General features: G+C 64.2%; 29 protein-coding genes. 16 read left to right on the top strand and 13 right to left on the bottom strand.

The features are described from left to right. The first annotated feature begins 58 nt into the window (after positions 1–58). The 4 genes from OG326_RS10010 (at position 59) to OG326_RS10025 (ending at position 2,975) form a co-directional block, all read left to right on the top strand. On the top strand, positions 59–673 hold the full coding sequence (locus OG326_RS10010) for a TetR/AcrR family transcriptional regulator (protein ID WP_327144342.1): 615 nt from the start codon (positions 59–61) through the stop codon (positions 671–673). 89 nt (positions 674–762) lie between these two features. After that, positions 763–1,305 carry an HD domain-containing protein gene (locus OG326_RS10015; protein WP_327146428.1) on the top strand — a complete coding sequence of 181 codons (543 nt, stop codon included), beginning with the start codon at positions 763–765 and terminating at the stop codon, positions 1,303–1,305. Between the two features lie 401 nt (positions 1,306–1,706). Then, positions 1,707–2,615, top strand: coding sequence for a LysR family transcriptional regulator (locus tag OG326_RS10020; protein WP_327144343.1), 909 nt, complete (start codon positions 1,707–1,709; stop codon positions 2,613–2,615). Between the two features lie 93 nt (positions 2,616–2,708). Beyond that, positions 2,709–2,975 carry a hypothetical protein gene (locus OG326_RS10025; RefSeq protein WP_327144344.1) on the top strand — a complete coding sequence of 89 codons (267 nt, stop codon included), beginning with the start codon at positions 2,709–2,711 and terminating at the stop codon, positions 2,973–2,975. Between the two features lie 31 nt (positions 2,976–3,006). Here the strand turns inward: OG326_RS10025 and OG326_RS10030 are convergent, their stop codons facing one another. Next, positions 3,007–3,579, bottom strand: a complete 573-nt coding sequence (locus OG326_RS10030) for a hypothetical protein (protein WP_327144345.1) — start codon at positions 3,577–3,579, stop codon at positions 3,007–3,009. Between the two features lie 322 nt (positions 3,580–3,901). On the opposite strand from OG326_RS10030, the gene OG326_RS10035 reads away from it, so the two are divergent. The 4 genes from OG326_RS10035 to OG326_RS10050 all read left to right on the top strand — a co-directional run bounded on the left by OG326_RS10035 (position 3,902) and on the right by OG326_RS10050 (position 6,536). Further along, the gene (locus OG326_RS10035; RefSeq protein WP_327144346.1) at positions 3,902–4,411 is read left to right on the top strand and encodes a hypothetical protein; all 510 of its coding nucleotides are present in this window, start codon (positions 3,902–3,904) and stop codon (positions 4,409–4,411) included. A gap of 46 nt (positions 4,412–4,457) precedes the next feature. Next, a complete protein-coding gene (locus tag OG326_RS10040) occupies positions 4,458–5,228 on the top strand; it encodes an ANTAR domain-containing protein (RefSeq protein ID WP_327144347.1) in 771 nt (256 codons plus the stop codon). 52 nt (positions 5,229–5,280) lie between these two features. Next, the gene (locus tag OG326_RS10045; protein WP_327144348.1) at positions 5,281–6,018 is read left to right on the top strand and encodes a GAF and ANTAR domain-containing protein; all 738 of its coding nucleotides are present in this window, start codon (positions 5,281–5,283) and stop codon (positions 6,016–6,018) included. A gap of 236 nt (positions 6,019–6,254) precedes the next feature. Continuing rightward, positions 6,255–6,536: a hypothetical protein gene (locus OG326_RS10050; protein WP_327144349.1), complete on the top strand. Its 282-nt coding sequence runs from the start codon at positions 6,255–6,257 to the stop codon at positions 6,534–6,536. 24 nt (positions 6,537–6,560) lie between these two features. Here the strand turns inward: OG326_RS10050 and OG326_RS10055 are convergent, their stop codons facing one another. Next, entirely contained in the window at positions 6,561–6,917 is a 357-nt protein-coding gene (locus tag OG326_RS10055) for a hypothetical protein (RefSeq protein WP_327144350.1), read from the bottom strand. 213 nt (positions 6,918–7,130) lie between these two features. On the opposite strand from OG326_RS10055, the gene OG326_RS10060 reads away from it, so the two are divergent. After that, entirely contained in the window at positions 7,131–7,763 is a 633-nt protein-coding gene (locus OG326_RS10060; RefSeq protein ID WP_327144351.1) for a TetR/AcrR family transcriptional regulator, read from the top strand. A 3-nt stretch (positions 7,764–7,766) separates the two neighbouring features. Here the strand turns inward: OG326_RS10060 and OG326_RS10065 are convergent, their stop codons facing one another. Next, positions 7,767–8,348 carry a TetR/AcrR family transcriptional regulator gene (locus OG326_RS10065; protein ID WP_327144352.1) on the bottom strand — a complete coding sequence of 194 codons (582 nt, stop codon included), beginning with the start codon at positions 8,346–8,348 and terminating at the stop codon, positions 7,767–7,769. 101 nt (positions 8,349–8,449) lie between these two features. Here OG326_RS10065 and OG326_RS10070 point away from each other — a divergent pair, with 101 nt between their 5' ends. After that, on the top strand, positions 8,450–9,487 hold the full coding sequence (locus OG326_RS10070) for a beta-ketoacyl-ACP synthase III (protein ID WP_327144353.1): 1,038 nt from the start codon (positions 8,450–8,452) through the stop codon (positions 9,485–9,487). A 55-nt stretch (positions 9,488–9,542) separates the two neighbouring features. On the opposite strand, the gene OG326_RS10075 is transcribed toward OG326_RS10070, so the two are convergent. The 5 genes from OG326_RS10075 to OG326_RS10095 form a co-directional block, all read right to left on the bottom strand. Then, positions 9,543–10,157: a dihydrofolate reductase family protein gene (locus OG326_RS10075; protein WP_327144354.1), complete on the bottom strand. Its 615-nt coding sequence runs from the start codon at positions 10,155–10,157 to the stop codon at positions 9,543–9,545. A gap of 32 nt (positions 10,158–10,189) precedes the next feature. After that, positions 10,190–11,089, bottom strand: coding sequence for an NmrA family NAD(P)-binding protein (locus OG326_RS10080; RefSeq protein WP_327144355.1), 900 nt, complete (start codon positions 11,087–11,089; stop codon positions 10,190–10,192). After that, positions 11,086–11,541 (bottom strand): hypothetical protein, encoded by a 456-nt coding sequence (locus tag OG326_RS10085; RefSeq protein WP_327144356.1) that lies wholly within the window; start codon positions 11,539–11,541, stop codon positions 11,086–11,088. The genes OG326_RS10080 and OG326_RS10085 overlap by 4 nt, the downstream gene beginning before the upstream one ends. An 81-nt stretch (positions 11,542–11,622) precedes the next feature. Next, positions 11,623–12,147: a MarR family winged helix-turn-helix transcriptional regulator gene (locus tag OG326_RS10090; RefSeq protein WP_327144357.1), complete on the bottom strand. Its 525-nt coding sequence runs from the start codon at positions 12,145–12,147 to the stop codon at positions 11,623–11,625. A gap of 31 nt (positions 12,148–12,178) precedes the next feature. After that, positions 12,179–13,696, bottom strand: coding sequence for an ammonium transporter (locus OG326_RS10095; RefSeq protein ID WP_327144358.1), 1,518 nt, complete (start codon positions 13,694–13,696; stop codon positions 12,179–12,181). 194 nt (positions 13,697–13,890) lie between these two features. Here OG326_RS10095 and OG326_RS10100 point away from each other — a divergent pair, with 194 nt between their 5' ends. Continuing rightward, complete coding sequence (locus tag OG326_RS10100; RefSeq protein ID WP_327144359.1) at positions 13,891–14,478, top strand: SbtR family transcriptional regulator; 588 nt, start codon at positions 13,891–13,893, stop codon at positions 14,476–14,478. Positions 14,479–14,530: 52 nt separating this feature from the next. On the opposite strand, the gene OG326_RS10105 is transcribed toward OG326_RS10100, so the two are convergent. After that, positions 14,531–14,794, bottom strand: a complete 264-nt coding sequence (locus OG326_RS10105; protein WP_442790936.1) for a hypothetical protein — start codon at positions 14,792–14,794, stop codon at positions 14,531–14,533. Between the two features lie 343 nt (positions 14,795–15,137). Here OG326_RS10105 and OG326_RS10110 point away from each other — a divergent pair, with 343 nt between their 5' ends. From OG326_RS10110 to OG326_RS10120, 3 genes are read left to right on the top strand one after another with little or no spacing between them, the layout of a single operon-like run. Next, the gene (locus OG326_RS10110) at positions 15,138–15,956 is read left to right on the top strand and encodes a SigB/SigF/SigG family RNA polymerase sigma factor (protein WP_327144360.1); all 819 of its coding nucleotides are present in this window, start codon (positions 15,138–15,140) and stop codon (positions 15,954–15,956) included. Between the two features lie 5 nt (positions 15,957–15,961). Further along, positions 15,962–16,660: a DUF998 domain-containing protein gene (locus OG326_RS10115; RefSeq protein ID WP_327144361.1), complete on the top strand. Its 699-nt coding sequence runs from the start codon at positions 15,962–15,964 to the stop codon at positions 16,658–16,660. A gap of 9 nt (positions 16,661–16,669) precedes the next feature. Further along, entirely contained in the window at positions 16,670–17,812 is a 1,143-nt protein-coding gene (locus OG326_RS10120; protein WP_327144362.1) for a N(5)-(carboxyethyl)ornithine synthase, read from the top strand. 3 nt (positions 17,813–17,815) lie between these two features. Here OG326_RS10120 and OG326_RS10125 read toward each other — a convergent pair whose 3' ends face one another. Then, positions 17,816–18,784, bottom strand: a complete 969-nt coding sequence (locus OG326_RS10125; protein WP_327144363.1) for a helix-turn-helix transcriptional regulator — start codon at positions 18,782–18,784, stop codon at positions 17,816–17,818. Positions 18,785–18,846: 62 nt separating this feature from the next. Between OG326_RS10125 and OG326_RS10130 the strand changes: the two genes are divergently transcribed. Both OG326_RS10130 and OG326_RS10135 read left to right on the top strand, forming a co-directional pair. Then, positions 18,847–19,434: a DinB family protein gene (locus OG326_RS10130; RefSeq protein WP_327144364.1), complete on the top strand. Its 588-nt coding sequence runs from the start codon at positions 18,847–18,849 to the stop codon at positions 19,432–19,434. Next, positions 19,431–19,823, top strand: coding sequence for a RidA family protein (locus OG326_RS10135; RefSeq protein WP_327144365.1), 393 nt, complete (start codon positions 19,431–19,433; stop codon positions 19,821–19,823). The genes OG326_RS10130 and OG326_RS10135 overlap by 4 nt, the downstream gene beginning before the upstream one ends. 865 nt (positions 19,824–20,688) lie before the next feature. On the opposite strand, the gene OG326_RS10140 is transcribed toward OG326_RS10135, so the two are convergent. The 3 genes from OG326_RS10140 to OG326_RS10150 form a co-directional block, all read right to left on the bottom strand. Beyond that, complete coding sequence (locus OG326_RS10140) at positions 20,689–23,157, bottom strand: DEAD/DEAH box helicase family protein (RefSeq protein WP_327144366.1); 2,469 nt, start codon at positions 23,155–23,157, stop codon at positions 20,689–20,691. 612 nt (positions 23,158–23,769) lie between these two features. Continuing rightward, positions 23,770–24,453, bottom strand: coding sequence for a hypothetical protein (locus OG326_RS10145; protein WP_327144367.1), 684 nt, complete (start codon positions 24,451–24,453; stop codon positions 23,770–23,772). A 1,290-nt stretch (positions 24,454–25,743) separates the two neighbouring features. Beyond that, complete coding sequence (locus tag OG326_RS10150) at positions 25,744–25,947, bottom strand: hypothetical protein (protein ID WP_327144368.1); 204 nt, start codon at positions 25,945–25,947, stop codon at positions 25,744–25,746. Between the last annotated feature and the right edge of the window lie 125 nt (positions 25,948–26,072).

The following is a 26,072-nucleotide window of genomic DNA, read 5'->3' on the forward strand; positions in this document are numbered from 1 at the left end:
GAAGCGTAAGGTGAGTAGATGCTCACTTCCTACTCACTTTTGCGGCGGCGGGCCGCTCATGGCTGAAACACCCGCTGTCCGGCGCAAGAAGCCGAGTCAGGAGCGCGCACGGGAGACCCGGGAGCGGATTCTCGACTCGGCCGCTCAGCTTTTCGCCGAATTCGGAATCGCCGAAACCTCCACCAATCTCATCGCCGCGCACGCGCATATGAGCATCGGATCGCTCTACCGCTACTTCGACGACAAGGCCGCCATTGTCGAGATTCTGCGCGGACGGCTGCTCACCGAACTCGAGGAATGCTTCACCGAAGCGGTGCTCGGCAGTCTGGGCCTGCCGCTGCGTGAATCGGTTGCCGGCAGCCTGCGCGTGATCATGCGCGCACTCACAGAACGTCAGCGTTTGGTGCGCGCCCTCGCCGCCGAGGCCACCGTCGCGGGCATCGGCTTCGGCGGACTCGAACGCCGGCTCCTGCTGCTCACCCGCGCGTATCTGCTGCAGCAACTCGGTCCGCGCCCCGACGACGAACTCGACACCCGCGCCTTCGTCATGGTGAATGCGGGCCTGGCCGCGAGCCTTCGGATCGCGCTGCAACCACCGCCGGGCCTCGACCCGGACCGCCTCATCGACGAAACCGCGAATATGTTCGCCGACTGGCTCAGCGCCGGCGCCTGAGCGGGCCGTCCGCAGGGCGGGCGGGCGCCTGACCCGCGGCTGTCATGCGCTGTTCACGATCGTCCCCGACAGTGGATCGGGTGACGACTATGACAACGGTCGAGGACCTCATGACCCTGCTGGCCGAGTGCGAGGACGCCTGGGACATGCCCGACCGCAGTGGCGACCCGGTCGACATTCTCGACCATGACCGTCAGTGCGCCGAACTGCTGCGCCGGCAGTTCCCGGACGATGAGGAACTCCAGGTCGCCGGGCTCGTGCACGATATCGGCCACGTGCTGTTCCCCGGTGACGATGCCGGGCACGGCCGTCACGGCGCCGACGCCGTGCGCGGCTTCCTCGGCCCCCGGGTGGCTCGGCTGGTCGAACTGCACGTCACCGCCAAGCGCTACCTCGCCGCCACCGATGCGGTTCACACCGCAGCCCTCTCCTCGTCCAGTCAGCGCACGCTCATCGCCCAGGGTGGGCCTATGACTTCCGAGGAAATCACCGCCTTCGAAGCCGACCCCGACTTCACCGCCGCCTTGGCCCTGCGCCGCGCCGACGACGCCGGCAAAGTCATCGGTCTGACGGTGCAATCGCTGGATTCGTGGCAGCCGGTAATCGCCCGGGTAGCAGCACAGTTGGGATAGCCGCCGATCCCCGAGCCAGGTCGATACCCGGCTGGACAGTGCGAATCGACCGCAGCCCCTCCGCCGTGGGCAGCGAACCTGTGCGTGGGATAGCTGCCGCTCCCCGAGTCAGGGCGATACCCGGCTGGACGGTGCGAATCGACCGCAGCCCCTCCGCCGTGGGCACCGAACCTGTGCGGACGCATGCGTGATGCGGGTGCGACACCGAGTCCGACGGGTGCGGCCGGGACGTAGGCAGTTCGACGGGTGCGGCCGGGACGTAGGCAGTTCGACGGGTGCGGCCGGGACGTAGGCAGTTCGACGGGTGCGGCCGGGACGTAGGCAGTTCGACGGGTGCGGCCGGAGGTGTCACTCGTGGCGTGGCGGTGGGCCGTTGCGGTGGTGGCACATAGGGTTGATCTATGTCGCTATCACCTCGGGTGCCCGATCTTGCCGCGCTGGATCTGCTGCTCTCGGTGATCGAGCTGGGGAGTTTGGGGCGGGCGGCGAAGGCGCACGGGATCAGTCAGCCGTCGGCCAGTTCGCGGATCAGGTATCTGGAGCAATTGGTGGGGATGCCGGTGCTGGAGCGGACCACGCTGGGGTCGCGGCCGACGGCGGCGGGGGCGCTGATCGCGGAGTGGGCGCGGGATGTGGTCGATGCGGCCGCTCGGCTGGATGCGGGCATCGACACCCTGCGGGCACAGCGGGATTCGCGGCTGCGCGTGGCGGCCAGTCAGACCATTGCCGAATACCTGTTCCCGAAATGGCTGATGGCCCTGCGCACTCGCATGCCGGACACCTCCATTGCCCTGGAATCCGGGAATTCGGCCGAGGTGGTGCGCGCAGTGCTGGACGGTCGTGCCGGAATCGGCTTTGTGGAGAGCCCACAGGTCCCCGCTGAGCTGGAGAGTCATCGGGTGGCGCGTGATCGCCTGGTGGTCGTGGTGGGTGCCGGACATCGCTGGGCGCGCGGCGGTGCTGTCACCGCGCAGGAGCTGGCGGGAACGGCGCTCATCTACCGGGAATCCGGCTCCGGCACCCGAATCTCGTTCGAGCGAGCCATGACTCGCGTTATTCCGGACTGGGAACCCACCGTGGCCCTCGAACTGTCCTCCACCACGGCCATCAAGACCGCCGTCGCCGACGGCATGGCCCCGGCGGTGCTCAGCTCGCTGGCGGTGGCGCGGGAATTGGCCGAGGGCGTGCTGGTATCGCCCGAAGTGACCGGTTTGGACCTGCATCGGGACCTGCGCGCGGTGTGGCCCAGGGGGCAGCGCCCCACCGGTCCCGCCCGCGATCTCTACGCCATCGCGAGCCGTCCGGTCTGACTTCTTTTACCTCCGCTCCAGAGCTTGCGCACAGCGAAGGCTCAAGTGCGCCAACGGCTCCCGCCCGGGTCACGGAGGGGTTATGGTCACGATATGGTGCGAACAGCCGTCGCCGCCGCCGACCCGGACGAGCCAGAGTCTCCGATGTCGGCTCAGCGTCCTCATTTGGAGGTTGTTCCGGGGGAGGCCGAGGGGGAGCCGCCGGAACCACTGCCGCTCGGTGCGAATCCGCTGGCGGCGGTGGACCTCGAGCGGCTGTCCGTGGCGGCCCGGCATCGAATCGCGGCCTTCATCCATCTCCAGATCGCCGCCCTGGAGGAAATGCCCGACCCACTGCCGGACGGCGGCGTCAATCCCTAACCGCCCCAGCGTGGTTGCGGTCCGGTGAGGTTCAGGCGCAGAAGTAGCAGGTGCCGCCCACGGGTAGCTGAATGAAGCACTGCGAGCAGACCGGCGCGCGCACCGGCTCCGGCGGGGCTTCGGGCGCCACCGTGGTCATGGTCATGCGGCGTTTGGCGGCAACCTTCGGAGTGAGCGGCGGCACACCTCCGTCGGCCGGAATCGCGGCGCCGTAGAACTGGTAGCACTGCCAACGGGCATAGGCAGCATGCAGTTCGAGATCCTCCGGAATCGGCAGCCCGGCCAGCTCGAGGACATACTTGTAGGCGTCCCCGACCGTGTGGTTCTGCTTCACGCACAGCGACGGCAGCGGCGGCTCGCCCGCGCGGTGGCAGCGCCGGGCCACCTTGCGCAGAATGGCATCCATCCAGGTGCGGGTGGGAGCCTCGGTGTGCACACCGGACACCTCCTGCACGCGCTCGGCCAACTCGTTCACAGTGACGAAATGTCCATACCCGGTTGCGGTTTCGGCCAGTTCGGTATGCGCGGCCAGAGCCCATGCCACCGTTGCCCCACGGAACGGCACCGCGGTCCCGTCACCTGCGCGCCATGCTCCAACCGTCACAGCTACGGAATCGTTCATCACCTGTCCAAGTTATCGCGTTGCGTGCCGCACAAGCCAATGGCCTCCCGCGACGACCGAACCGGATACGGCGGTGACCCGAGCAGACCCGAGAGGGGAAGTCGAAACCGCATACCGACCGGTGTGTGGTGAGTTTAACTGCGCGACAACGAGTTTTACATCGGTGTACAGACTACAGCGATAGAATAAACGAGGTTCGGTTCCACACCTACTCATAATTTTTCAGCGATCCGGGTGGGCTGAATTACTTCCGCTCCAGACCCCGGCGGTTCGATCGTCACTCGAACCTGCGCAAGGGGGCGTGATGTACAGCACCGAAAACAGCGGTGGCCCTACAGGATCGGGTGAGCATGCGACCAGAGTTCTCGCGTGCGGCCCGTCACAGCCGCCGGTGGCGAGTCGTCTCACCGCCGGTGCCATGCGCGCTGATCAGGCCGATGATGACGCCGTCGGCGGTGATGCCTTCCGGCAATGGACGGTGGTGGCGGTGGTCGTCAACGCCGACCGCGTCGGCCTGCTGCCCATCGGGATGGTGATGGCCGCCGACCTCGAATTGGCCGCGGACCAGGTCTGTCATCGGCTGCCCGCGCCGGACGGAAGCGGTGCGCGCTATCTGGTCGCCTCCCCGTGCACCCTCGAGGTGGATCTGCGCATGGGTCGTGTGATCACCGTGCCGCAGTTGACCTGGGTCAACCGCATGCAGTGGCGCGACGATGCCTGGAGTCTGAACGAATGGGTGCCCGCCGAGGGCGGCCTGCGCATGCTGGACCCACAGCGCTGGCGCGCCCCGCAGCGCCGTAGCGCGGAATCGTGACGCGCTATCGCGTTCACTGCGACAGCGCCGGTACGAGGCCGGCCGTATGAGGATCGCGCACACCGCGGTCGCCCAATTCCTGTCCACGCTGCGGGAGCTCGACGCCGACCCCGACGCACTGGTGCACGGTGATCGTCTGAGCGCGGCCTGCGTGCGCGTACTTCCGGTGGACGAGGCGACGCTGGCCCTGTCCATGCCGGGAAACCGCTGGGAGGTACTCGGGGCGGCGGGGGATACGGCCGCGCGATTGGCCGACGCCGAGGCCGCGACCGGTGAGGGACCCGGCCCCGACGCACACACCACCGGTGCTCCGATTCGTGTGCGAGACTTCGGGAGTGCCGTGGCCGAGGGCCGCTGGCCACTGCTGGCGCATTGGGACCGGTTACCGGAGGCCATCGGCTCGATTTGTTCGATTCCGCTCCGACTGGGTGCGATTCGAGTCGGATTCCTCGACCTGGTCGGCGCCGACCGGGTGATCCGCGAAGTCGAGGCGTATACCGATGCCCTCCAGGTCGCCGACATGATCGCCACCCTGCTGCTGGCGGCCGTCACGCCGCCGGCCAATAGCGGCTGGGACAGCACCGGGACCGCACTGGGGGCCTGGTGGGAACAGCCGCTCTCGGCTCGGGAGATCCACCAGGCCACCGGAATGGTTGCTGTACAACTGAATTCGACGGCCGCGGTGGCCTACGCGCGATTGGTCGGACATGCCTTCGCCACCGGCCGGACCCTGAGTGAGACCGCGGCCGCGGTGGTCGCCCGCCGACTGCGCTTTCCGGCCGATTACGACTCGGGTTCGGGGGCACCCGAGCACTGAGGCGCGCAGTAGTGCGCCTGGGGGTTGTGACGAGAGAAGAGGTGAGTGGCAGATGACAGGTCGAGACAGTGCGTTGACCGCTGCAATGATCCGCATGGTCGACACGCTGGTGGTCGATTACGACCCGGTGGAGCTGACTCAGGAACTTGTCGACACCAGTGTCGAACTGCTTCCGATCGATGCGGCCGGGCTGTTGCTCGCCGACAGAAACGGTGAGCTACAGGTATTCGCCTCCACCTCGGAGGAGACCCGGCTACTGGAGTTGCTGCAGGTCGAGTCCGCGGCGGGCCCCTGCCTGCAGGCCTATCGGACCGGAGAGCAAGTCCTGGTCGAGGACCTCGGCGAGGGGATGCAGCGCTGGCCCGCCTTCGCCGAACGTGCGGGCCTGGAGGGTTTTCGCGGCGTCTGCGCACTGCCTTTGCGATTGCGCAACGACCGGCTCGGCGCGCTGAATCTATTCACGGCTCGCGCCGGGGTGCTCGGGCCGGACGATGTGCGGATCGGCCAGACCCTCGCGGATTTCGCCACCATCGGCATTCTGCATGCCCGAATACTCGCCGACTCGATGGTGGTGAACGACCAACTCGGTATCGCCCTGAACAGCCGGGTGGTCATCGAACAGGCGAAGGGCATGCTCGCCGAACGCGCGCAACTCGATATGGATTCCGCGTTTCAGCTGCTGCGCAAGTACGCCCGCGATACCAATAGGCGGATGGCCGACGTCTCGCGCGGGCTGGTGGAACGCGCGGATGAACTCGAAGTCATTCTCAATCACCGGCTCCGGAAGTGACTTTCGGCCACAGCCGAGGGCTCGCTGAGAATGCCCCGGATCGAGGCGGGCGCGCGTAGAGTCTGTAGAGCACGTCTGACTACTCCGGACCTCGGTGGTCGACTTGCGTATGGCATGGCTATCTATTGGCACCGGCCGACGCGAAGTGGAGCACCGAATGAATGTCCGTCCTCTCGAACCGATTCCGGCCCGCAGAGAACCCCAGCCCCGTCGCACTGCGTGAACGGGGTGCGATCGTGACTGTCTCTCGGACATCGTATTTCGATCCCGTCGACCTTGCCGGGCTCCCGGAGGGCGCCGAATTCGCCGACGCCGGTGACCGCCTGGTGCGGCACCTCTTCGACGTCGGATTGCAATTGCATGCCCTCCGTACGGTTTTCGAGAAGTGCGGCGACGGTGCTATCGACCGGCGTGCCGCGCGGGACGCAGTCACCGACATGCTGGACGGTCTGGATTTGCTTATTCGCGACAGCAATCTGGCGATTCTCGCCGCCGACGGCGGTGCGGAGCGCGAATGATGGGGAGGTATCGCGAATAATGTTTCAGTGCCGGTGTTTACGCAGTGCCGGACCGCGTATCTGCAGTTCGGTCATGACAAAGCGATCGCGGGCCAGTGCCAGCATCGCCCGGCTGGTGTCGTGGATGAGCTGGTCGAGATCCTCGATCACATCCGAGACCGCGACACCGGCGGCGAGCACCTGCGCCTCGGTCGAGTCCCGGCGGTCGAAAATATCGCGTAGCTCGTGTAATTCGATGCCGACATCGAACAGCTGGCGTACCAGTCGTTCGCTGGATCTGGCGAACATCGCTGTCGCCAAGGAAGATTCCGTCGCCGGATTGTTGCCGATGGGTTGCGACGACACCGGCGCTTCCGGGAATGACGCTCCAAGGTCGGACATTTCGACCTCCTGGGTCGATTTCGCGAGATCCCGAGCGACGCTGCGGAACTCGGCGCGAAAGCACCTTCACTGTACGCCTGCTCATGGCCGGGATACCGGATCGGTGCAGCGTTCAACTCTCCTGTTGTGGCGGTTCCGGACCTTTCCCTCTGTAAACGTAGAGTCGGTGGCATAGTGGACGTCTGTTGGGTGGCGGTACGGATGGGAGGCGCAGTGGCTCGCAATGTCGACGGCAGGTCCACCTCGACCGGTGAGCTCTCGGCCCGGCGCGAGGCGATCTGCGCCGCCGCGCTGGACCTCGCCGCCGCGGGCGGCAATCGCGCGGTCACCCACCACGGTGTCGACGACCGCCTCGGCATCGCCCGCGGCTCGACGTCCTACTACTACCGCACGCGGCAGGAGCTGTTGCGGGCGGCGGTAATTCATCTCGCCGCCACCTCCCGGCGGGAATTCCAGGCGGCGCAGCAGGCCGCCGAACGGCAGCCGGTATCGATCGACCGCGCCGCGGATCTCATTGCCGGACAACTCGACCTGCTGCTCGGCCCGCGCCGGCGCGATGCGCTCGCGCGCTACGCCCTGGCGGCCGATGCCGCGGAGGACGAGGACCTGCGCGATGTCCTCGCGCGCTGCCTGTTCTCGGTGCCCGCGGCCACCGCGCTCATGGCCGCATCGGGCGTCCCGGATCCCGAGCAGGCCGCGCACGATCTGATCAGCCTGCTCGAGGGGCTGCTGTTCGACCGGCTGTACGGCAGTCGCTCCCGGCTCGGTATCGCGGCCGGCACGCCCGCCGGTGTGGCGGATCTGCGCGCTCCGGTCCGGCGCTGGCTCGGTGTCCTGCGGGGATAGCCGCTATCGAGCCTTCAGATGGTGGCGCAGCAGCACCGCGAGCTGATTGCGGGCATCGTCGAAGGGATGGCTGGATTTGAGGGCGCGGCTCTGCACGATCGCGCCCTCGATGACCGACAGCAGCAGTCCCGACAGTGAGCAGGCGGCGCCGCGTTCGATACCGGCCGCGACGAGGCCGTCGGCCAGGCGAGCGGTCCATTCGGCGAAGGCCTGGCCCGCGGCCGATTGCAGGGACGGATCCAATTCGTCCAGTGCGGCGGCCATCATGAAGGATCCGGCGCGGTAGTCGCTGGATTCGAGTTCGGTGCGCCAGAAGGCGAGCAGTTCGTCCAGCCAGCCTTCGGGGGAGGGCGCGGCGGGTAGTGCGTCGGCCATGCGGCTGACGTGCGAATACACCACCCGCGACACGATTCGTGCCGCCGCCTCCATCAATTCGCCCTTGCCGGAGGGGAAGTGCTGATAGAGCGAATTACGTGAGGCATTGCTGCGTTTGAGCAGTTCACTCAACCCGGCGGCGTGCACGCCGTGCTCCTGCACCGTGGCGATGGTGCTCGCGATCAATCGAGCACGCGGTCCCGCCGTCATCGAAGTTCCTCCAACCCTTGCTGCTCTTGCTCTTGCGTGCACCGATCGGTTCATGTTAGACCTATGCTTGTGAACCGATCGGTTCATATCGAGAGGATGTCATGCCCGCCCAAATCACCACCGCCGCTCCGGTCGCCCACGCAGCGCTTCTCGGTCTCGGTGTGTACCGGCCGCGCCGAGTTGTCCCGAATGCCGAAATCGTCGATCGCATCGACTCCTCCGACGAATGGATCAGAACCCGCTCCGGCATTGCCGCGCGCGGGTGGGCCGAACCCGACGAAACCATCGTCGCCATGAGCACCGCCGCCGCGCGTGACGCGCTTGCCGCCGCCGGGATTCCCGCCGAGCAGGTCGACGCGGTCATTCTGGCCACGTCCTCGCAGATGGTGCTCGGACCCTCGGCCGGCGCGGTGGTCGCCACCGAACTCGGTATGCAGGACACCGCCGCCTTCGACGTGTCGGCCGGCTGCGCGGGCTTCTGCTACGCCCTGGCCAATGCCGCGAATCTCGTGCGCGCGGGCCAGGCCCGGAACGTGCTGGTGATCGGCGTCGAACGGCTCTCCGATCTGCTCGACCCCACCGACCGGACCTGCGCCTTCATCTTCGCCGACGGCGCGGGTGCGGCCGTGGTGGGACCGTCCCAGGTCGAGGGCATCGGCCCGGTGGCCTGGGGCTCCGACGGCAGCCAGACCTCGGCCATCAAGCAGGACAAGGACTTCGCGCAGTACTTCGCCGAGGTCGCGGCGGCCGAGGCCGTCGGCGGCACCACCGAGCGGCCGTACATCCGCATGAACGGCACCGCGGTATTCCGCTGGGCCGTCACGTTTTTGGAGAAGGCGTGCCGTGATGCGCTGGATCGCGCGGGTGTCGGGGTGGAGGATCTCGACGCCTTCGTACCGCACCAGGCCAACAGCCGCATTACCGATGCGCTGACCCGTGCGCTGGGAATGCCCGACACCGTGGCGGTGGCCCGGGACATTGTCGAAACGGGAAATACCAGTGCCGCTTCGATTCCCATGGCGATGGAGCAGCTGCTGCGCTCCGGGGAAGCCAAGGCGGGCGATACGGCGCTGCTGCTCGGCTTCGGCGCCGGACTGGCCTATGCGGGTCAGGTCGTGCGATTGCCCGCCATCGGCTGAGCCGGACGACTCCTGCTCGCCGCGGTGCTACCCAGGCGAGCAGGAGTGGGTGCGCTTACTGCTCGTCCTGCGGCAGCTGGCCTTTCACGGCGTCGTAGGCGACCGGTGCGGGCGCGGCCGTCGGGCCGTACACCAGGTGCAGGACGCCCGTCTCGAACGCCTGCGAGGAGATCAGGCGCAGGGGGATGGACTCGCCCTCGCCGAACAGTCGCAGACCGCTGCGCAGCGCGACCGGGTGCACCAGCAGATGCAGTTCGTCGATCAGTCCGGCGGCCAGCAATTGCACGACGATGGACGGCGAACCGCTCATGCCGATATCCGTCGCACCCGGCTGCTGCTTCAGCTCGGTGACGGCCTCGACCAGTTCGCCCTTCAACTGCTCGGAATTGCGCCAGGTCAATTCCAGATCCTGATGTGAGACAACGATTTTCCGGGCATCGCCCAGCGCCGCCGCCATGCCCGCATCCGCGCCGCCCGCGGCCTCCCGCTCCGGCCAGGAGTCCGCGAAGCCCTCATAGGTGGTGCGGCCCAGCAGCAGTGTGTCCGCGCCCATCAGCTGAGCGCCAACCGCGGCGCCCATCTCGTCGTTGAAATACGGGAAATGCCAGTCCTGGGGCTCGCCGATAACACCGTCGAGCGAGATGAACAGTCCAGCCGTGATCTTGCGCATCGAATCTCTCCTGTTTCGTACCGTTTGTACTGTCACAGGTAAGACGGCGGCCGATCCGGAAATTCATCGCGCTCGAACAGGCCCGATTCCCGGCTTTCGGTGAGGAAGGCCTCCAGGGTGCGCGGCGGCTGGCCGAGCAGGCGGGTGACGGTATCGGTGGGGTGCTCCGGGCGGGTGCGTGCCAGCTGCTGGATTTCCATCACGTGCGTGGCCAGCCAGAGTGGCATATGGGCCTGGTCGAGGAGGGTCTGCCGGAAGTCGGTGGGTGGCAGGTCCACGTAGTGGATCCGCCGGTCCAGCAGGCGGCTGAGCAGCTCGGCCAACTTCGGGTGGCTGAAGGTCTCCGAACCCGTGAGTGTGTATGTGCCCCTGCTGATCTCGGGACGTGTCAGCACCTCTGCGGCGACATCACCGATATCGCGGCAGTCGATGTAATTGCATGCCGCATCGCGCATGGCGCCGACGATGATGCCCTGCTGGATGGTCGGAGCAAGGGTGAGCAGCTTCTGCATGAAGGCGTAGGGCCGCAGGATCGTGTGATCGATGCCGGACCTGAGCAGGTGCTGTTCGATGGCGTAGTGCCAGCGCGAGATGACAACGGGGGAGTCGGGTTCGGCGGCGGGCGCGGAGATCTTCACAATGTGCTCGATACCGCAGTGTGCGGCGAGATCGATGACACGGCTTTCGAATTCGACCTGCCGGGGGCCGTTGGTCATGGTGAGAAACAACTGCCGCACATCGGCGAAGGCGTTGCGCAGGGAGGCCGGATCGGCGGCATCGGCCCATCGGACATCCACCGGGATTGCCGCCGGCAGTTCCGCGCGCAGGCGTTCCGGTTCGCGGGTCAGTGCGCGGCACGGCACGCGGAGGTCCGTCAGCCGCCGCAGTAGCGCACCGCCGGTGCTGCCGGATGCTCCCATGATCGCGATCACGACATTTCCTTTCGATGAGCCGGTTTGCGTTGTGCCGGTCTGATTTTCGGCGTCTGCGCCGCACGCCAGCGCCAGGTTGTGATGAGGGCTGCCAGTGCCGCGGCGATCGGGAAGTCGATTCGAATCCGGTCGGGTAGGAGCGGCCATGAGTGCGTCGCGAACAACGCGCTCAGCTCGGCGAGCGCCGCCGCGGTGACCGTGAACCCCGCGACCAGGCACACTCGCGGGAGGCGCAGCAGCCATGGACGCCGGGATCCGAAGCGCTGCAACCAGGCTCCGGCCAGTACGGCGACGAGCGCCGAGGCGCCCGCGATCGAGGTGAGTGCCGCGATGACGAGATCGGTTCGCCCGGTGGCGATTCCGCCGATGCCCGCGCACAGGGCCGGGGCCGCGTAGGCGAAGAGGGCTTCTTGCCACAGCTGGAAGCGGGGTGGGGCCACAACCTCGATCATTTAATTAGGATCCTAACTATATGGGCATGATTCAGGCAGGGATTCTCCATGCGGTGTACCGGTGGGGAATGCCCGCTCAGTTCAGGGGGCGGTCAGCGCGCCGATGCCCTCGGTGATGCGGCCGAGCAGTTCGAGGAAGGTCGTGCGCTCCTGCGGGCTGAGCCCGCTCACCATGGCTTGCAGGCGGCCGAAATGTTCGGGCGCGATATCCCGCATCTTCTGCGCGCCCCGGGCGGTGAGGACGACCACCACGGCGCGGCCGTCCTCGGCCGAGGGGCGCCTGAGTACGAGCCCCTCCTGTTCCAGGCTGTCTATCAGGCCGGTTACCGTCGCCCGGGTCACCCCGAGGCTCGCCGCCAGCTGCGACGGCGACTTCTCGCCGGCGCTGTCCTCGAGATCGGCGAGCATCCGATAGCGTCCGGTAGACAGGCCGAACCGGGCGAAATGCGCCTCGGTGGCCTGCCCGAGCCGGGCGCCGGTGGCCAGCAGGCGCACCGCGACGAGCACCGCGCGCGGGTCGGCCTCGGACTCCAGTCCATAGCGCCGCAGCTGCTGCCGCGCCTGGTCCAGAGTGGGTGTGTCGATACCCGCCGCTTCGGTCGCCATGAATCTAATATGGAGCCTAACTATCCTGCCGTCAAGCTTCGGCCCGGCCTTCGTGGTGCGGCTCATAATCGCCCCGGAGTCGTCCCGGCCACTCCGGTTCGCGGCCGTCGCCCATCATCGGACGGACCGGCAGTCGCGGAGTGTTCATACCGGGCGGAGGAGCGACCCGCTGCGCCGGATTGCGCGGCGGAGGGTTTCGCGGTGCGGGAGGGACGCGCGGCGGGGGAGGGGTGCGCGGCGCGGTCGGCGTCAATGCCGGGGACGGCGCCGGGAAACCGAGATCGTAGGCGGATTCGGCATGCTCGGCCTCGTCGATGCCGCTCGCCTCGGCCTCGTGATCCACGCGGAAACCTATGAGCTTGTTGATGATCCAGCCCAGAATGTACGTGGCCACGAACGAATACCCCAGTACCGCGAAGGCGGCGATCGCCTGCCGCTGCAACTGGGTCCAGCCGCCGCCGAACAGCAGGCCGTTGCCGCCCCCGGAATTCACCGAGGCATCGGCGAAGAACCCGATGAGCAGCGTGCCCACCAGTCCGCCGACCAGATGAACGCCGACGACGTCGAGCGAATCGTCATAGCCGAAGACGAATTTCAGCCCCACCGCCAGCGCGCAGCACACACCGGCGGCGATCCCGATCGCCAGTGCGCCGATGCTGCCGACGAATCCGCACGCGGGCGTGACCGCCACCAGCCCGGCCACCGCACCGGACGCGGCGCCCAGCGTGGTCGGGCGGCCATCGCGCAACTGCTCGACAATGATCCAGGCCAGCGAGGCCACGCCCGTGGCAATGGTGGTGTTCGTGAAGGCCGTTGCCGCGAGATCGCCTGCGGCCAAGGCCGATCCGGCATTGAATCCGTACCAGCCGAACCACAGCAGCGAGGCGCCGAGCAGGGTGAAGGGCACATTGTGCGGCCGGGGAATGCTCCGCGGCCAGCCGTGCCGGTTGCCGATCACCAGCACCATGGCCAAGGCGGCCGCACCGGCATTGATATGCACCGCGGTACCGCCCGCGAAGTCGAATGCCTTCAGCCGGTTGTCGATCCACCCGCCCACATCCGAGGAATTTCCCGCGCTATCGGTGTTCGTGAACCCGCTCGCACTGAAAACCCAGTGCGCCACCGGGAAATACACCACGGTGGTCCAGGCCACGATGAACACCATCCACGCCCAGAACTTCGCCCGTCCCGCGATCGCGCCCGAAATCAGGGCGGTGGTGATGACGGCGAACATCAACTGGAACATGACGAACGCCATGGTCGGAATCTGATGCCCGGCGGGACCCGACAGCGTGCCCTGCGTATTTCGCAGGAACGCATGCGTCATCCGGCCCACCAGGCCCTGATACGCATCATTTCCGAACGACTCGCTGTAGCCGTACAGCAGCCACAGCGTCGTCACCGCCCCCAAACAGATGAAGTTCATCATCAGCATGTTCAGGACGCTCTTGCCGCCGACCATGCCGCCGTAGAAGAAAGCCAGCCCCGGCGTCATCAGCATGACGAGTGCCGCACTTGCCAGCACCCACGCCGTATCTCCCGAATTCACACTCGTACCTCATTACTCAACGGGATTCGCGTGAAGCATCGAGAGTGACTGTTTCGCGCAGGCGGCCGATCGTGTTTCGGCTCAGTGAATTCCCGCCGCGTCCGAATTTTCTCCGATCTGCGCCGCCGCGACCGGAGCCTGCGGCCGAGCGCCCAGCAGCAGACACGAGCCGATGCCGATCACCAGAATCGCCGATGGCAGCACCACTGGAAGCGGTTCTGGAGCAGCGCATCGAGCGGCTCACCGTGCTGGCGGTCGACTTTCGCACACTCCCGGATTCTGGGGTCGCGTTCTTCGATTTCTGTGTCGAGGTGATCGCTTCTGCGCCTGCGGAGGACGCCCCGTGTGATCTGCTGTCTCTCGCCGACGGCTGGCCGCGTGCGCGGGTGCACGGCGCCGGGGTGCGATTCCGGCAGGCGGTGACCCTGCTGCTGGCGGCCGCCCAGCGGGACGGTGCGGTTCGGCCGGATGTCCTCGTAACCGATGTGGTCGCGATCTTCACCGCCTGCGCGACCGTCCAGCGTCTGCACGATCAGGCCGCACCGATCGGCCGGACTACGGCGCTCATCTTGGATTCCTTGCGCGCCGAAAGGCCTTCGGCCGCAACGCTGAGCGCGATCTCGGCCCCGGAATCCCCGGTTGCGGACGGCTGTCGGAGTTGTGGGCGTGAGCTCTCGCGGGCGGGGACCGGCCGGCGGCCGCGGTACTGCTCGCCGGCCTGTCGCCAGCGGGCGCACCGCGAGCGCGCGCGGCTGTCGTCTGGTTCTTCTACCGTTGCGTGACAGTGGATTTGGAGTGCGGGCGGACCAAAGTCGGCTCGGAGGGTTTACGTGATTACGGGCTCGGCTGCGGGACGTTCACGTGGCAGTCGCCGATCTTGGGATTCATGCCGAGGTAGTTGAGTGGTCCGGCGATGATGGTCACCGCGATGGTGCTGGTGCTCGCGCAATTGGTGGGCGCGCTGTCGTAGTAATGCCGCTGGCCACCGGCAATGGCGCCGACGATCAGCCAGGCCAGTACCAGCACCATGAAGATGCTGCTCACTCCCGATCGACTGGCTCCGCGCGCACGCCAGCCGTCGTTTGCGTATTCTCTCATTTTCCCAACTCCGGGTAGTCGAATGTTGTACCGCGAGTGACGATTTCGTAGAGAAATCGGCACTCGGCGCATACTCCGGACCCTGTGATCCCGATATGAGCGGGGGCGGATCTGCTACCCCCCAAGTAGACGCCTCCGGGGTCGTGGTGTCAACAGTGTAGGTCTACAACTGACGGACTTGGTTCAACAATGTAGGTCTACGGTGTTGACGTTCCGTTGTCGAGGGCGTCTACTGAAAGGTGCCACCGATCCGAACGAAGGATTCGTGGACCGCGATGATCATCACTGCTGATGTTCGGGTACTGGGCCACCGCCGATTTCTCCCGGATCGAGGCACCACCAAATGACCTCTCAGTCGACGCTCACCGCCCCCTCGCGAGCACCCCGCACCCGCCGCGGTACCGACAGCTACGACAATCTCGAACCGCTGTTCGCGCAACTCGCGACGTTGAGCGATGCCGATCCCTACCGAAAACAGTTGCGGGACAACCTCATCGAGCGCTGTCTACCGTTGGCGGAGAATATCGCCCGCAAGTACGCCGGCCGCGGCGAGAACTACGAGGACCTGCTCCAGACCGCCCGCGTGGGCATGGTGGTCGCGATCAACCGATTCGACCCCGACTACGGCGCGTCATTCCTGTCCTTCGCAATACCGACGATCATGGGCGAGGTACGCCGCCACTTCCGCGACTACACCTGGGCGGTCCGAGTGCCGCGGCGGCTGAAAGAGCTGCAACTGACCATCGGCCTCGCCATCGACCGGCTGTTCCAGCGACTGGGCCACGTACCGACGGCCGCGGAGATCGCCGCGGAACTCGGCGCCGACCCGGACGAGGTCATGCAGGCGCTGATCGCGCGCAACGGCTACCGCAGCTCCTCGATCGACGCCTGCCTCGACAATGACAACGACTACACGCCGATATCGCTACTGGACGCTCTCGGCGGTGAACAGACGGACTTCCGCATGGTGGAGGACCTCATGGCAGTGAAGCCGCTGATCGAGGCACTGCCCGAACGCGACCGCCAGGTGCTGATCATGCGATTCTTCGATACCCAGCCGCAGGTCCGGATCGCCGAAACCCTGGGCGTCTCGCAGATGCAGATCTCGCGCATCTTGTCCCGAGTGCTGAACTCGTTGCAAGAGCAGGCATTACGCGACTGATTGCCTTGATTCCCCTGCAGCGCAACATCGATGGGGCAGTCGGCATGGTGGCCTGGCGGCCGCTCCGGCACACCCTCGCGGCCATCGCGTGGACGCTGACCTTCGCGTACATGGCGGCCGAGCTCACGACCGCCATCGCCTGGAAGACGGGCTACAGCTTCCGCTACGACACCATCAGCGATCTCGGAGTCACCGCCTGCACGCCGAGCATGTGCTCGCCGCTGCATCTGCTCATGAACGCGACTTTCGTGGCGCTCGGATTGCTGACCATCCTGGGCGCCATCGGATTTCGCGACTACATCCCGCCCGGGCGGCGTCAGATATGGATCGTCGCGCTGGCGGTCGTCATCGGACTCAGTACCGCCGCGACCGGAGTGTTTCCCTCCAGCGACGGCATTGTCATTCACGGCCTGGCGGTGCTGCCCGCGCTCGTCTCCCGGCATATCGTGCTGATCCTGCTGTCGATCTGGCTGTGGAAACAGCGCCGCCTCGTCGCGGTCTGGTCGGCCGTGTGCGCCGCGGCGGGAATCGCCGGCACGGTGCTGCTCACGATCGGTCTGCAGGTCGGCATTTCCGAACGACTCGTGTTCTACCCGCTGCCGGCCTGGATGGCCGTCACCGGCGCTGCTGTGGGTTTGCACGCCCTGTGGAGAGCAATCTCACCGCGGTGGAACCCGGCGGAGCGCGTTCCGGTGTACGGGTAGGCTCAATAGGTGAAGCAACTAACCATCGGTGTAGTTGCGACCTCCCGCAAAGAGGACGAGCACCGACTGGCGATCCATCCCGCGCACTTCGACCGGATCGACCCAGGGCTTCGCGACCGCGTCTTCCTCGAGCACGGTTACGGCGACCGCTTCGGCTACTCCGATGAGCATCTGGCGCCCCTGGTAGGCGGCCATCGCACCCGCGAAGAACTCTTCGCCGAGTGTGACGTTCTGCTGCTGCCCAAACCGCTTGCCGAAGACCTCGAGAATCTCCGCGCCGGACAGGTCGTCTGGGGATGGCCGCACTGCGTCCAGGACGAGCGTATGACGCAGCTCGCCATCGACCGCGGGCTGACCCTGATCGCCTGGGAGGCGATGAATCACTGGACGAAGGAAGGCAACTTCAACGTCCATGTCTTCCATAAGAACAATGAGCTGGCCGGTTACTGCTCGGTCCTGCACGCACTGCAGCTGCGCGGATCCAGCGGGGACTACGGCCGGCGGATGCGTGCGGCCGTAATCAGTTTCGGCGCCACCGCCCGCGGCGCCGTGCGCGCACTCTCGGCGCTGGGAATCAGCGATGTCACGGTGCTGACGCAGCGCAGTGTGTCCGCGGTCGCCTCACCTTTCGCATCGGTGCGCATGCAGCACTTCGCGCGTGATCCCTCGAATCCCAGCCGCACGCTCGCGCTGAAAGCGCCGGAACCCGGACCGCTCGCGGAAATGCTGGCCCAGTACGACATTGTCGTCAACTGCATCCTCCAGGACACCGAAGAGCCGCTGATGTTCGTCATGAACGAGGATCTGCCGCTGTTCGCGCGCGGAACGCTGTTCGTCGACGTCTCCTGTGACGAGGGGATGGGCTTCGAATGGGCGCGGCCGACCTCGTTCACGGATCCGATGTTCACCGTCGGCGACGATCTGCACTACTACGGGGTGGACCACAGCCCGTCCTACCTCTGGAACTCGGCCACGTGGGAGAACTCCGAAGCGCTGCTGGAGTATCTGCCGATCGTGATGTCCGGCTCCGATGCCTGGGACGGCAACGAAACCGTCCGGCGCGCAATCGAAATCCGTGAGGGCCGGGTGCAGAACCTTCGGATTCTGTCCTTCCAGCGGCGGGCCGCGGCGTATCCCTACGCGGTCGCCTGACGGTCAGGTGTCGTCCGGAGTCGTTGCGGCGGAAAGCAATCGCTCCGCCAGCGTGCGGCAGCGACTCCGGAGTTCCGGCGGATCGAGTATCTCGAAATCGTGGCCGAGCAGGATCATGTGCATGAGTACGGAGTCGAGGTTATCGGCGCCGCTGATCACCTCGCAGCATTCGGTCCCGTGTGGCCGGACGACAGCCGCCGATGCTGGAATCTGTTCGCGCACGATGTCACTCGGGGCATGCACCAGGAAGCGCGCCTGTTTGCTGTAGACCCGGCTCGCCACGCCCTCCTGTACGTGCGCGGCGGCGTCGGGCGCCGCGCGCGGGCGGAAATGCCAAGTGCGGGAAGACACCTCGGTCATTCTGTCGACGCGGAAGCTGCGCCAGTCATCGCGATCGAGGTCGTAGGCGAACAGATACCAGCGGCGGTCCGAGGCGACCAGGCGGTAGGGCTCGACCCGCCGCCGGGTGCTCCCGGAGGGATAGTCGAAGCCGATCTCGACCTCGTCGCGGCACGCCCGGGCCAGAGTCATGAGCACCTCGGGATCGACCAGCGCGCGGCCACCGCTGAAGGATTCGACCGACCCGGACAGCGCGCGCACCTCGTGCCGCAGCCGAATCGGCAATACCTGGTCGAGCTTGGTCAGCGCCCGCAGCGCGGCATCGCCGGCCCGCGCGACCGCACCACCCGCACCGGCCAGCAATGAGACCGCGGTGGCAATCGCCTCCTCGTCATCGAGCAGCAGCGGCGGCAACTCCTGCCCCGGCCCGAGCCGATATCCGCCGCCGACACCCTGACTCGCGTGTACCGGATAACCGAGCGCCCGCAGCCGCTCGACATCGCGCCGGACCGTGCGCGGCGTGATGTCGAGCCGCGCGGCGAGCTCCGGCCCGGTCCAGACCTGACGCTGCTGCAGCAGCCCGAGCAGTGTGAGCACCCGCTCCGTCGTCCCGCGCTCAGCGCCGTCGTCCATATCGCCCACATTGCCAGAAATAGCGGACCGATACTGTCCGCAATTGATGTGAGGGTGGCTGCATGGACATCGACGAACTCGACTGGAACCGGACACTGCGCGAGCAGTTCGAGTTCCACTGGAACCACCAGCTCCGGGCCCGCCTCGACGGCCTCGCCGACGACGAATACTTCTGGTCACCCGTGCCCGACGCCTGGAGTGTGCGCCCGCGCGGCACCTCGACAGCGCCCATGCAGGCCGGCGCCGGCGACTTCACCGTGGATTTCGGCTACCCCCAGCCGATTCCCGCCCCCTTCACCACCATCGCCTGGCGCCTCGGCCACGTCATAGTCGGCGTACTCGCCACCCGCAACGCCGCCCACTTCGGCGGCCCCGAGGTCTCCTACGAAACCTGGAAGTACGCCGAGACCGCATCCACCGCACTCGACCAACTCGAGGAACAATTGGACCTCTGGCTGACCGGAGTCCGCAGCCTCGGCGAACCCGGCCTCCAGGTCCGGGTCGGCCCGAAAGAACCCTTCCCGGACCTGCGCATGTCCGATCTGGTCCTGCACATCCACCGCGAACTCATCCACCACCTGTCCGAGGTCTGCCTCCTCCGCGACCTCTACCTGCACACGAACCCCAGCGCCCATGGAGAGAACCGATGACCGAAAAGCCCATCCACCTGGACCCCGCGGAACTCCACTACAACCCAGCCTTCACCCAGGGCGTGATCGCCCCCGCCGGCCGCACCCTCTACGTCGGCGGCCAACTGGGCACCGACAGCACCGGCGCCGTGCTCGAAGGCATTGAGGCCCAAACCATTCAAGCCATGAAAAACGTCCTGACCGTCCTCGCCGCCGCAGGCACCGGACCCGAAAATGTCGTCAAACTCAACATCTACCTCGTCGCGGGCGTCGATGTACAGGCGGGATTCGCTGCCTCCCAATCAGTCTGGGGCAACCACCGCACCGCCATCACCGTCATCTCCACCGCCACCCACGCCCGCCCCGGCGTACTGGTAGAGATCGACGCCATAGCGACCATCCCCGAATAGGACAAAACCAACAGAGACCACGATCCGCATGGTGATACCGAACCTCGGGCAGGCAACGCCCGAGGTTGCACCTACAACAATCCCTAGCCGTTTGGCTCCGTCGTGGTGTGGGTACCACTGAACCTGGCGACTACGTCGCAGGTCAGGGTGGAGAGGCGCCCCCGGCAGGAATCGAACCTGCGACCTAGGGATTAGAAGTTCCTACCCTTGGAACACTGTTCTGACCTGCATTGATGCAGCTCGTGGGGGAGCGAAACCCCAAAATCCCTAGGTGAGTTAGCCGAGGCTTCCTGATCTTGAAAAATCTTTACGGCCAAAAGGTTTCGCTTCCATCATCGCACTTGAACGAGTCGTGCCGTCGACACAGTGATCGTCATCGCCGCGCCCCAGATTCGAACCCTGCTTGTACGAGACAGTCGACGTTATCGAGCCGACTCCATCGCGTGCCAGATGCAGCCCAAGACCGCTGGTGTGTCAAACCAGTGCAAGGCTTAACCAGCCCTGACCGCGAAGACCTGCCAGCTTGGGCTTGAAACCCTGCAGATCAGGAGCTTTTGCGATTCTTGATACTGGACATAGTTGGACTCGGAAATCCACCTCTAGACATCTGTCTGCCCCAAATTTGCCCCACGCCAGACAACCTCCTGCCCCACGTTTCAAGCCGGAGGGATTCCCCGAGGAAACAGACCCTCGGCATGAAGTGGCATTCAACCTCGGGTGAACCGCTATTCAGCCCTGACAAGGGCGTGACAACCGGCCGCCGAGGCTTCAACGGCGTGGCCGCCCTTCCTGTCGATCGTGATTCGACTCGACTGGAGGTCAAACGGGCCGTACTCGTCGCCTGCGCTGCCCAGTGGCGTCCATTTTACTTCAAATAGTGCGCTGTATTGTCGCCGAAATCGAACACACGAAACCTATCCTTGTTGGGGGCGAGTTGCGATCCCATGCCCAGCATCGTCCAGAAAATATTCTTGGAGCCAATCTGCCTTAGAAATACGAGGTTCACAACTTCACGCACACTGATACCTGAATCCAACATTCCCGACGAAACCGCAACCCGGGGCATTTCGTCGATATTTCTGAATCTGTCAATAACTTCCGGCGCATACGCCGTAGTTGAGTTAATTGGAAGTATGAAATCATGCTCCATTTCCGGATAGTTCAACCGGAACCGACGAGCGATCATTTCCGCATGACGGATACTTTGAGCAAAGATTATAGTCTTTCCTACTCGGCCATCTTCTGCACGCATGCCATCGTTCGTTAGAACGCTCAAAGCGGCATCGATAGCCTCCTCACTCATAATCTGTCCGGCTGATCCTCTGTCCCAATGTGGCCCAATCTGGACTTTGACAAATTCGGGACCAACAAGATAGCCATCTCTTATCGCGTCATCGAATCCGTAGCTGGCCGTTAGATCACCGTACCGAATATCGAATAGCTCACGAATATTTCCATCCAAACCATCCGGAGGGCTGGACGTAAATCCCACTACCAACGCATCAAAGTAGTCTATTAATTTCTGATAGGGACGTGTGCCGACCGCCGCGATATCATCAATAACTATCAGGTCGAAGAACCCGTGGCCGTAGCCACTAGACCCTGCTTCATCATCGGGCGGCACTAGAGATGCGAACTTGTGAGGCGCTGCCACAAAGACACATGCATCTGATTCCTCGCGTATTTCGGTTGAAATTGAAATATCCGAAAGGTGCATACGCAGGATCTCCGAAATCTGGTGTTCAAGCATCTTTCGATGCGTGAGTACCAGAACACGCCTTGCCCAGCCTGCGCGAAAAAGAATATCAATCAGAGCTACGCTCGTCAGAGTCTTCCCGGAACCAGTCGGCATGCTTACCAGCGCCTTGCGCCTGCCTTGCTGATCAAAGGCGGTCAGAACCGCACGCACTATGCTGCTTTGATGTCTTCTTAGGGAGAGATTTTCAGCTACAACAGCATCATTCAAACTACGCTGATTCGAGCGCAAATCAATCCTACGGAGCAACTCTTCTTTTGTAAGGAAGCCGCTAATTCTACGAGGAGAAGCAGATATCTCGTCCCAGATAAATACTTCGCTGCCGTTCACGCAGAATAGAAAAGGTCGTCGACTAGATCGGTTCTCAAACTCGCGGCCATATGTTCGCAATTGCTCGAACATGATATTCAAATTGGACTTGCCAGACTTAACCTCGACAAGGGCGAGCGGTTTATCGGTATTGTCCCATAGCACGTAGTCGATGAAATAGGATTCTGGACCCTTACTCCTTTTTATCCTGTAATCTCGGCTTATCGTGGAGGTATCTATCCAGCCCGTTTCCGCAAGAAGTAGCTCGAACAAAACGTTTGACTCTACCTCAGCGCCCGGTTTACCCATCTGTTGGGTCAATGCAGCATCCACGGATGGGTATTTGAAAATTCTAGAATCCGAGGCAAGCGTATCGGTCATCGACGCTTTTGTAGACAGCCTTCCCGATTCGACCGTTTGGGAAATGTCAACATTATGCAAATTTGCCGAGCTCGAAAATGAGGTATCGAAAGCTGCTTCTCTATCCAGCAATTCGCCATAGTTTGATGAACTAGCACGGGAAAACCATTTCAATACGTCAAAGAGTGCTTCAATGGTGGTCAGTGCATCATCCAAACGAAATATCCGCGAACTATGTGCAGCCTCGCTTCCGCTCCGATAGATACTCTTTGCAGTCGATGCCACCCCATCCGGAATAGCGCCATTGCTAACAAGCCATGAAATAAGGGCAGACGTAGAGTTGCCGGTGAAAGCCTCCTCGTAGCCAGTAGCCTTCCCAAGCCACAGCATTGTCATTTCCAATGTCGATCGACAATACACACATGAGATTTTGGGATCGACCTGCACAAACTTCTCTGCACACAGTGCTTGATAGTAAATTTCCGGCCACTCTTTCTCAAGAAACCAGAAATTCGATTGTACGGAATGTTCTTGAGCAACAACGACAGTTCGTTCTGACGAATTTTTCAGATTGACAGGCTGGTCACGTAATGCCCACAGCCAAGCCTCAGTTCCAGACGTACCGTACGCTGCCGTGATCTCCACTCGATTACTTGAAGCGCTATCGGGCAGGAGGAGCCAGTTCGGGGAAACATCTAGTGCGAGAGCAAGGGCGACGAGGTCATCAACGTCAACTCGTCGCTGACCCTTCTCAATCTTTGCCAATGCGGACAAGTCGATTGGTCTGCCGAGTTCCGTCAGCCTGTCCGCCAATTGGTTCAAAGTGAGCCCATGCGACTGCCGCAGCTCCCGCAGCCTTACACCAAGCCGTAAACCACTAGGCCCCATGGCCCCAACTTGCTTTGCCATGACACCAACCATAACGCTGTTGGCGAAAATCGACAACCCGACGCGCAAAAATGTCTGACTTGACCAAACCCCCCGGTGGGGGGAGGCTATCGGCGGTGAGGACGGCGAAGCTGAAGCCGAAACGGCAACGGCCCCCTGCGGTAACAGGGGGCCGTCCTCGTCACGACCGTGCAGATTGGGCAGGAAGGACGAGGATGTCAACAGTAGCGGGCTCCAGCAGTCACCAGGGCGATGGGCCTAGCGGTGACCCGGGAGACAACGCCGGATCATTGATCTCGCTCCGATCGATGGTGATCATCGGACTATCGATGCTGGTTGGGTTAACCGCTGGCGCGGGTGCCGGCATACCTGCTGGACTCGGAGTTGCGGCTCTGCACGGGCCAACATCTGGTGTGCTGGTCGGGCTGATCTCAGGCGCAGCCACGTCAGTTATCACCGGATTGGCTGTTGCACACCGCCTTCATACGCTCGTCAGTCGCAGCCCTTCTTAGGGGTTGGTATTCAGAGCAATAGTTACCTACATCCTGCCATGCGGAACACTCCGTTACCGGGCCGGTGGAAGTAGGAGCGGAGTCCGCGCTGTGACATCGATGGCGCGGACTCCTTCTGCATTCAATCGGGCAGGTTTTCGAAGAGCGCTGACACGGAGTCGGCGGAGTTCCTTTCGTCGTCGCACCGAAACCTGTTTGCGCAGAGGCCACAGTAGATCGGCCCATCATTGAGCGTGCTGCGCGAAACGCGAATCTTACGACCACAGCCACATTCTGCCGGCAGCCCGTTGTTGGACTTGCGTCCGCTCTGCCGAACTGGCTCGCGCCGCCGGTAGGCCACCAAGGCGAAGGTCAACTCATCTAAATCTTCTCGGTACAGTTCCCGGGTCTGGTCCGGCACAGTGGTGACCGACCATCCGAGTTTCGGGTGCTGTTCGAGGACAAGCCCAAGTTCCTCACCTAGGGCGCGGTAGCGCTCGTTGTGCCAACGGCCCTGTCGGCTGGTGTCTTTGATGCCGCGGATGACCGCGACACCATGGCCGGCCTTGTGCAACAGGGTGCCGAGCACGTCGACCGCGCCCCTCTGGAGTCCTTCCCCGCCGATGAACAGCTCATGTAGCTCGTACTCACCGCGTACCCATCGGTCCGGCGCAAAGTGCCCGAGCGTGAGTTCGCTGCCACCGGTCGATCCAGACCCCACTGTGAGCACCACGTCAGGCACGTCGGAATGATGGGATCGGATTGCCGCCCACGCATTTTCGAGCGCGGCGACCAATAGGCCGGTGATGGTGTCGGAGTCGGTCATGGTCTCCGGGTCCTTCCGAAGAGTCTTGACACGTACGTGTCAACCTGCGGCCCAACGGTTTTGACACGTACATGTTAGCGGAAAATGGAGTCCCGGGAGAGCGTCGATTCCCTGGGCGTGCGCCGCGCTCTCGCCGGGGCAGGCTGCCCTTGGCCTGCCCCGCAACGCCTGCTCACCGCGCCGTAGTACCTCCCGATTCCAGTGGACGCGCCGACCGAATTTCCTGCACCGGACTGGTGGGTGATCACTTGGCCGCACGGGGAAATTCGGTCGAGTGGGCGCGCGGCCTCTGGAATCGCTGGAGGGGCGGCGCGGTTAAGATGCGGCGCGCGCCCAGGGTATCCCCGACCGCCGCAGTATTACCGGGCCACGCTCGCCACCGGGGCCAGGAACGAAACCTTGGACACCGGACCGGACTACGCGCTCCGTACGCCACCACGCACTCAACCGGCAGCTTCGCACCTTCGTTACCCGACGCCACCACCTACCCAACGGCAACGCTCTGCACCCAACGCAACCTACTTCTTTTACTTCTCCTGAAAATTCTTACTACTCACTTTCTCCTACCTTCCCGCCCTCTCACTACTCACTTCTTCACTCTCAGAGGACAGCAAATACACATTGTTGGGTGTATTTGCTGTCCTCTGAGAGTGAAGAACCTTTCCCCAGGTCAGAGGGCGGGAAGGTAGGAGACACGCCTGCACAACCTGGACACCGAGATGACCGGCATTTACCCACCTCGCGCAGCAGTGCGCGGGGTTATGCCGACCTTTGACACGCCAGGGGTACCGCCCGTGCCACGTTTTTGCCCGGCGTATGCCGCACCGGATATCTCGGTGACGCCCGGCGTGTCGCGTGGTTCGGGGACGCGGCGGACCCGGTGCCAGTTGGCTGTTCGAGCGCCTGTCACCTTCAGGGGCGGGGTGGGGGTGCGCGATGTTACGGGTGCCGCCCCTCCAGCGATTCCAGGGGCCGCGCGCCCACTCGACCGAATTTCCCCGCGCCCCATCATGATCACCCACCGGCCCGGCACAGGAAATTCGGTCGGCGCGTCCCCCAGAATCGGGAGGTACTGCGGCACCCACAGCGGGCAGATAAGCGGGCAGGCGGGGCCTGCCCGCCTTCTCCACGCACCCCCACCCCACCCCGTTCGAACCGCTGAAGTTCACCGGGATCATCGCGTCCGGTATCCGCGGCACGGGGTCGCCTGGTAGAAACAGGCACGGAGCCCGTGCCTGGTAGAAACAGGCACGGACTCCGTTTTTTGCTATTCAGTTGTGTCCGGATCGGTCAGCCGAACAAGGCCAGCTGGTTCTGGTGGGCTCTTCGGTCGCAGTCCTCGCGGTATGCCTTTGCTAGTCGCTGCGCCTTGGTCTTCGAGATATCGAAGTCCACGGCGATCGTGACCCACGTGCGGCCCCGCTCGTACTGCTCCTGAAGTTCCCGCCCGAGCGCCAGTTCCCGGCGGCTGACCGGCTTACTGGTTCGGGCCATGGTCGACACCACGACTCACGTCGTAGGGTCTGGTGATGCCGCAGTCGATGCATTCCTCGTTGAATTCATCTACCGCACGGCGGTTGTGGTGCTCACACTCCGTTGAGTAAGCATCATCTCGCTGG

Origin of the sequence: Nocardia sp. NBC_01327, from assembly GCF_035958815.1 — a bacterium.
GTDB lineage: Bacteria > Actinomycetota > Actinomycetes > Mycobacteriales > Mycobacteriaceae > Nocardia.

What these genes read in the sequence shown, in the direction of transcription:
- OG326_RS10010 (WP_327144342.1), top strand. Translation starts at nt 59, where the DNA reads ATGGCTGAAACACCCGCTGTCCGGCGCAAGAAGCCGAGTCAGGAGCGC.
- OG326_RS10015 (WP_327146428.1), top strand. Translation starts at nt 763, where the DNA reads ATGACAACGGTCGAGGACCTCATGACCCTGCTGGCCGAGTGCGAGGAC.
- OG326_RS10020 (WP_327144343.1), top strand. Translation starts at nt 1,707, where the DNA reads ATGTCGCTATCACCTCGGGTGCCCGATCTTGCCGCGCTGGATCTGCTG.
- OG326_RS10025 (WP_327144344.1), top strand. Translation starts at nt 2,709, where the DNA reads ATGGTGCGAACAGCCGTCGCCGCCGCCGACCCGGACGAGCCAGAGTCT.
- OG326_RS10035 (WP_327144346.1), top strand. Translation starts at nt 3,902, where the DNA reads ATGTACAGCACCGAAAACAGCGGTGGCCCTACAGGATCGGGTGAGCAT.
- OG326_RS10040 (WP_327144347.1), top strand. Translation starts at nt 4,458, where the DNA reads ATGAGGATCGCGCACACCGCGGTCGCCCAATTCCTGTCCACGCTGCGG.
- OG326_RS10045 (WP_327144348.1), top strand. Translation starts at nt 5,281, where the DNA reads ATGACAGGTCGAGACAGTGCGTTGACCGCTGCAATGATCCGCATGGTC.
- OG326_RS10055 (WP_327144350.1), bottom strand. Translation starts at nt 6,917, where the DNA reads ATGTCCGACCTTGGAGCGTCATTCCCGGAAGCGCCGGTGTCGTCGCAA.
- OG326_RS10065 (WP_327144352.1), bottom strand. Translation starts at nt 8,348, where the DNA reads ATGACGGCGGGACCGCGTGCTCGATTGATCGCGAGCACCATCGCCACG.
- OG326_RS10070 (WP_327144353.1), top strand. Translation starts at nt 8,450, where the DNA reads ATGCCCGCCCAAATCACCACCGCCGCTCCGGTCGCCCACGCAGCGCTT.
- OG326_RS10075 (WP_327144354.1), bottom strand. Translation starts at nt 10,157, where the DNA reads ATGCGCAAGATCACGGCTGGACTGTTCATCTCGCTCGACGGTGTTATC.
- OG326_RS10085 (WP_327144356.1), bottom strand. Translation starts at nt 11,541, where the DNA reads ATGATCGAGGTTGTGGCCCCACCCCGCTTCCAGCTGTGGCAAGAAGCC.
- OG326_RS10090 (WP_327144357.1), bottom strand. Translation starts at nt 12,147, where the DNA reads ATGGCGACCGAAGCGGCGGGTATCGACACACCCACTCTGGACCAGGCG.
- OG326_RS10100 (WP_327144359.1), top strand. Translation starts at nt 13,891, where the DNA reads ATGGCAGCACCACTGGAAGCGGTTCTGGAGCAGCGCATCGAGCGGCTC.
- OG326_RS10105 (WP_442790936.1), bottom strand. Translation starts at nt 14,794, where the DNA reads ATGAGAGAATACGCAAACGACGGCTGGCGTGCGCGCGGAGCCAGTCGA.
- OG326_RS10110 (WP_327144360.1), top strand. Translation starts at nt 15,138, where the DNA reads ATGACCTCTCAGTCGACGCTCACCGCCCCCTCGCGAGCACCCCGCACC.
- OG326_RS10125 (WP_327144363.1), bottom strand. Translation starts at nt 18,784, where the DNA reads ATGGACGACGGCGCTGAGCGCGGGACGACGGAGCGGGTGCTCACACTG.
- OG326_RS10130 (WP_327144364.1), top strand. Translation starts at nt 18,847, where the DNA reads ATGGACATCGACGAACTCGACTGGAACCGGACACTGCGCGAGCAGTTC.
- OG326_RS10135 (WP_327144365.1), top strand. Translation starts at nt 19,431, where the DNA reads ATGACCGAAAAGCCCATCCACCTGGACCCCGCGGAACTCCACTACAAC.
- OG326_RS10140 (WP_327144366.1), bottom strand. Translation starts at nt 23,157, where the DNA reads ATGGCAAAGCAAGTTGGGGCCATGGGGCCTAGTGGTTTACGGCTTGGT.
- OG326_RS10145 (WP_327144367.1), bottom strand. Translation starts at nt 24,453, where the DNA reads ATGACCGACTCCGACACCATCACCGGCCTATTGGTCGCCGCGCTCGAA.
- OG326_RS10150 (WP_327144368.1), bottom strand. Translation starts at nt 25,947, where the DNA reads ATGGCCCGAACCAGTAAGCCGGTCAGCCGCCGGGAACTGGCGCTCGGG.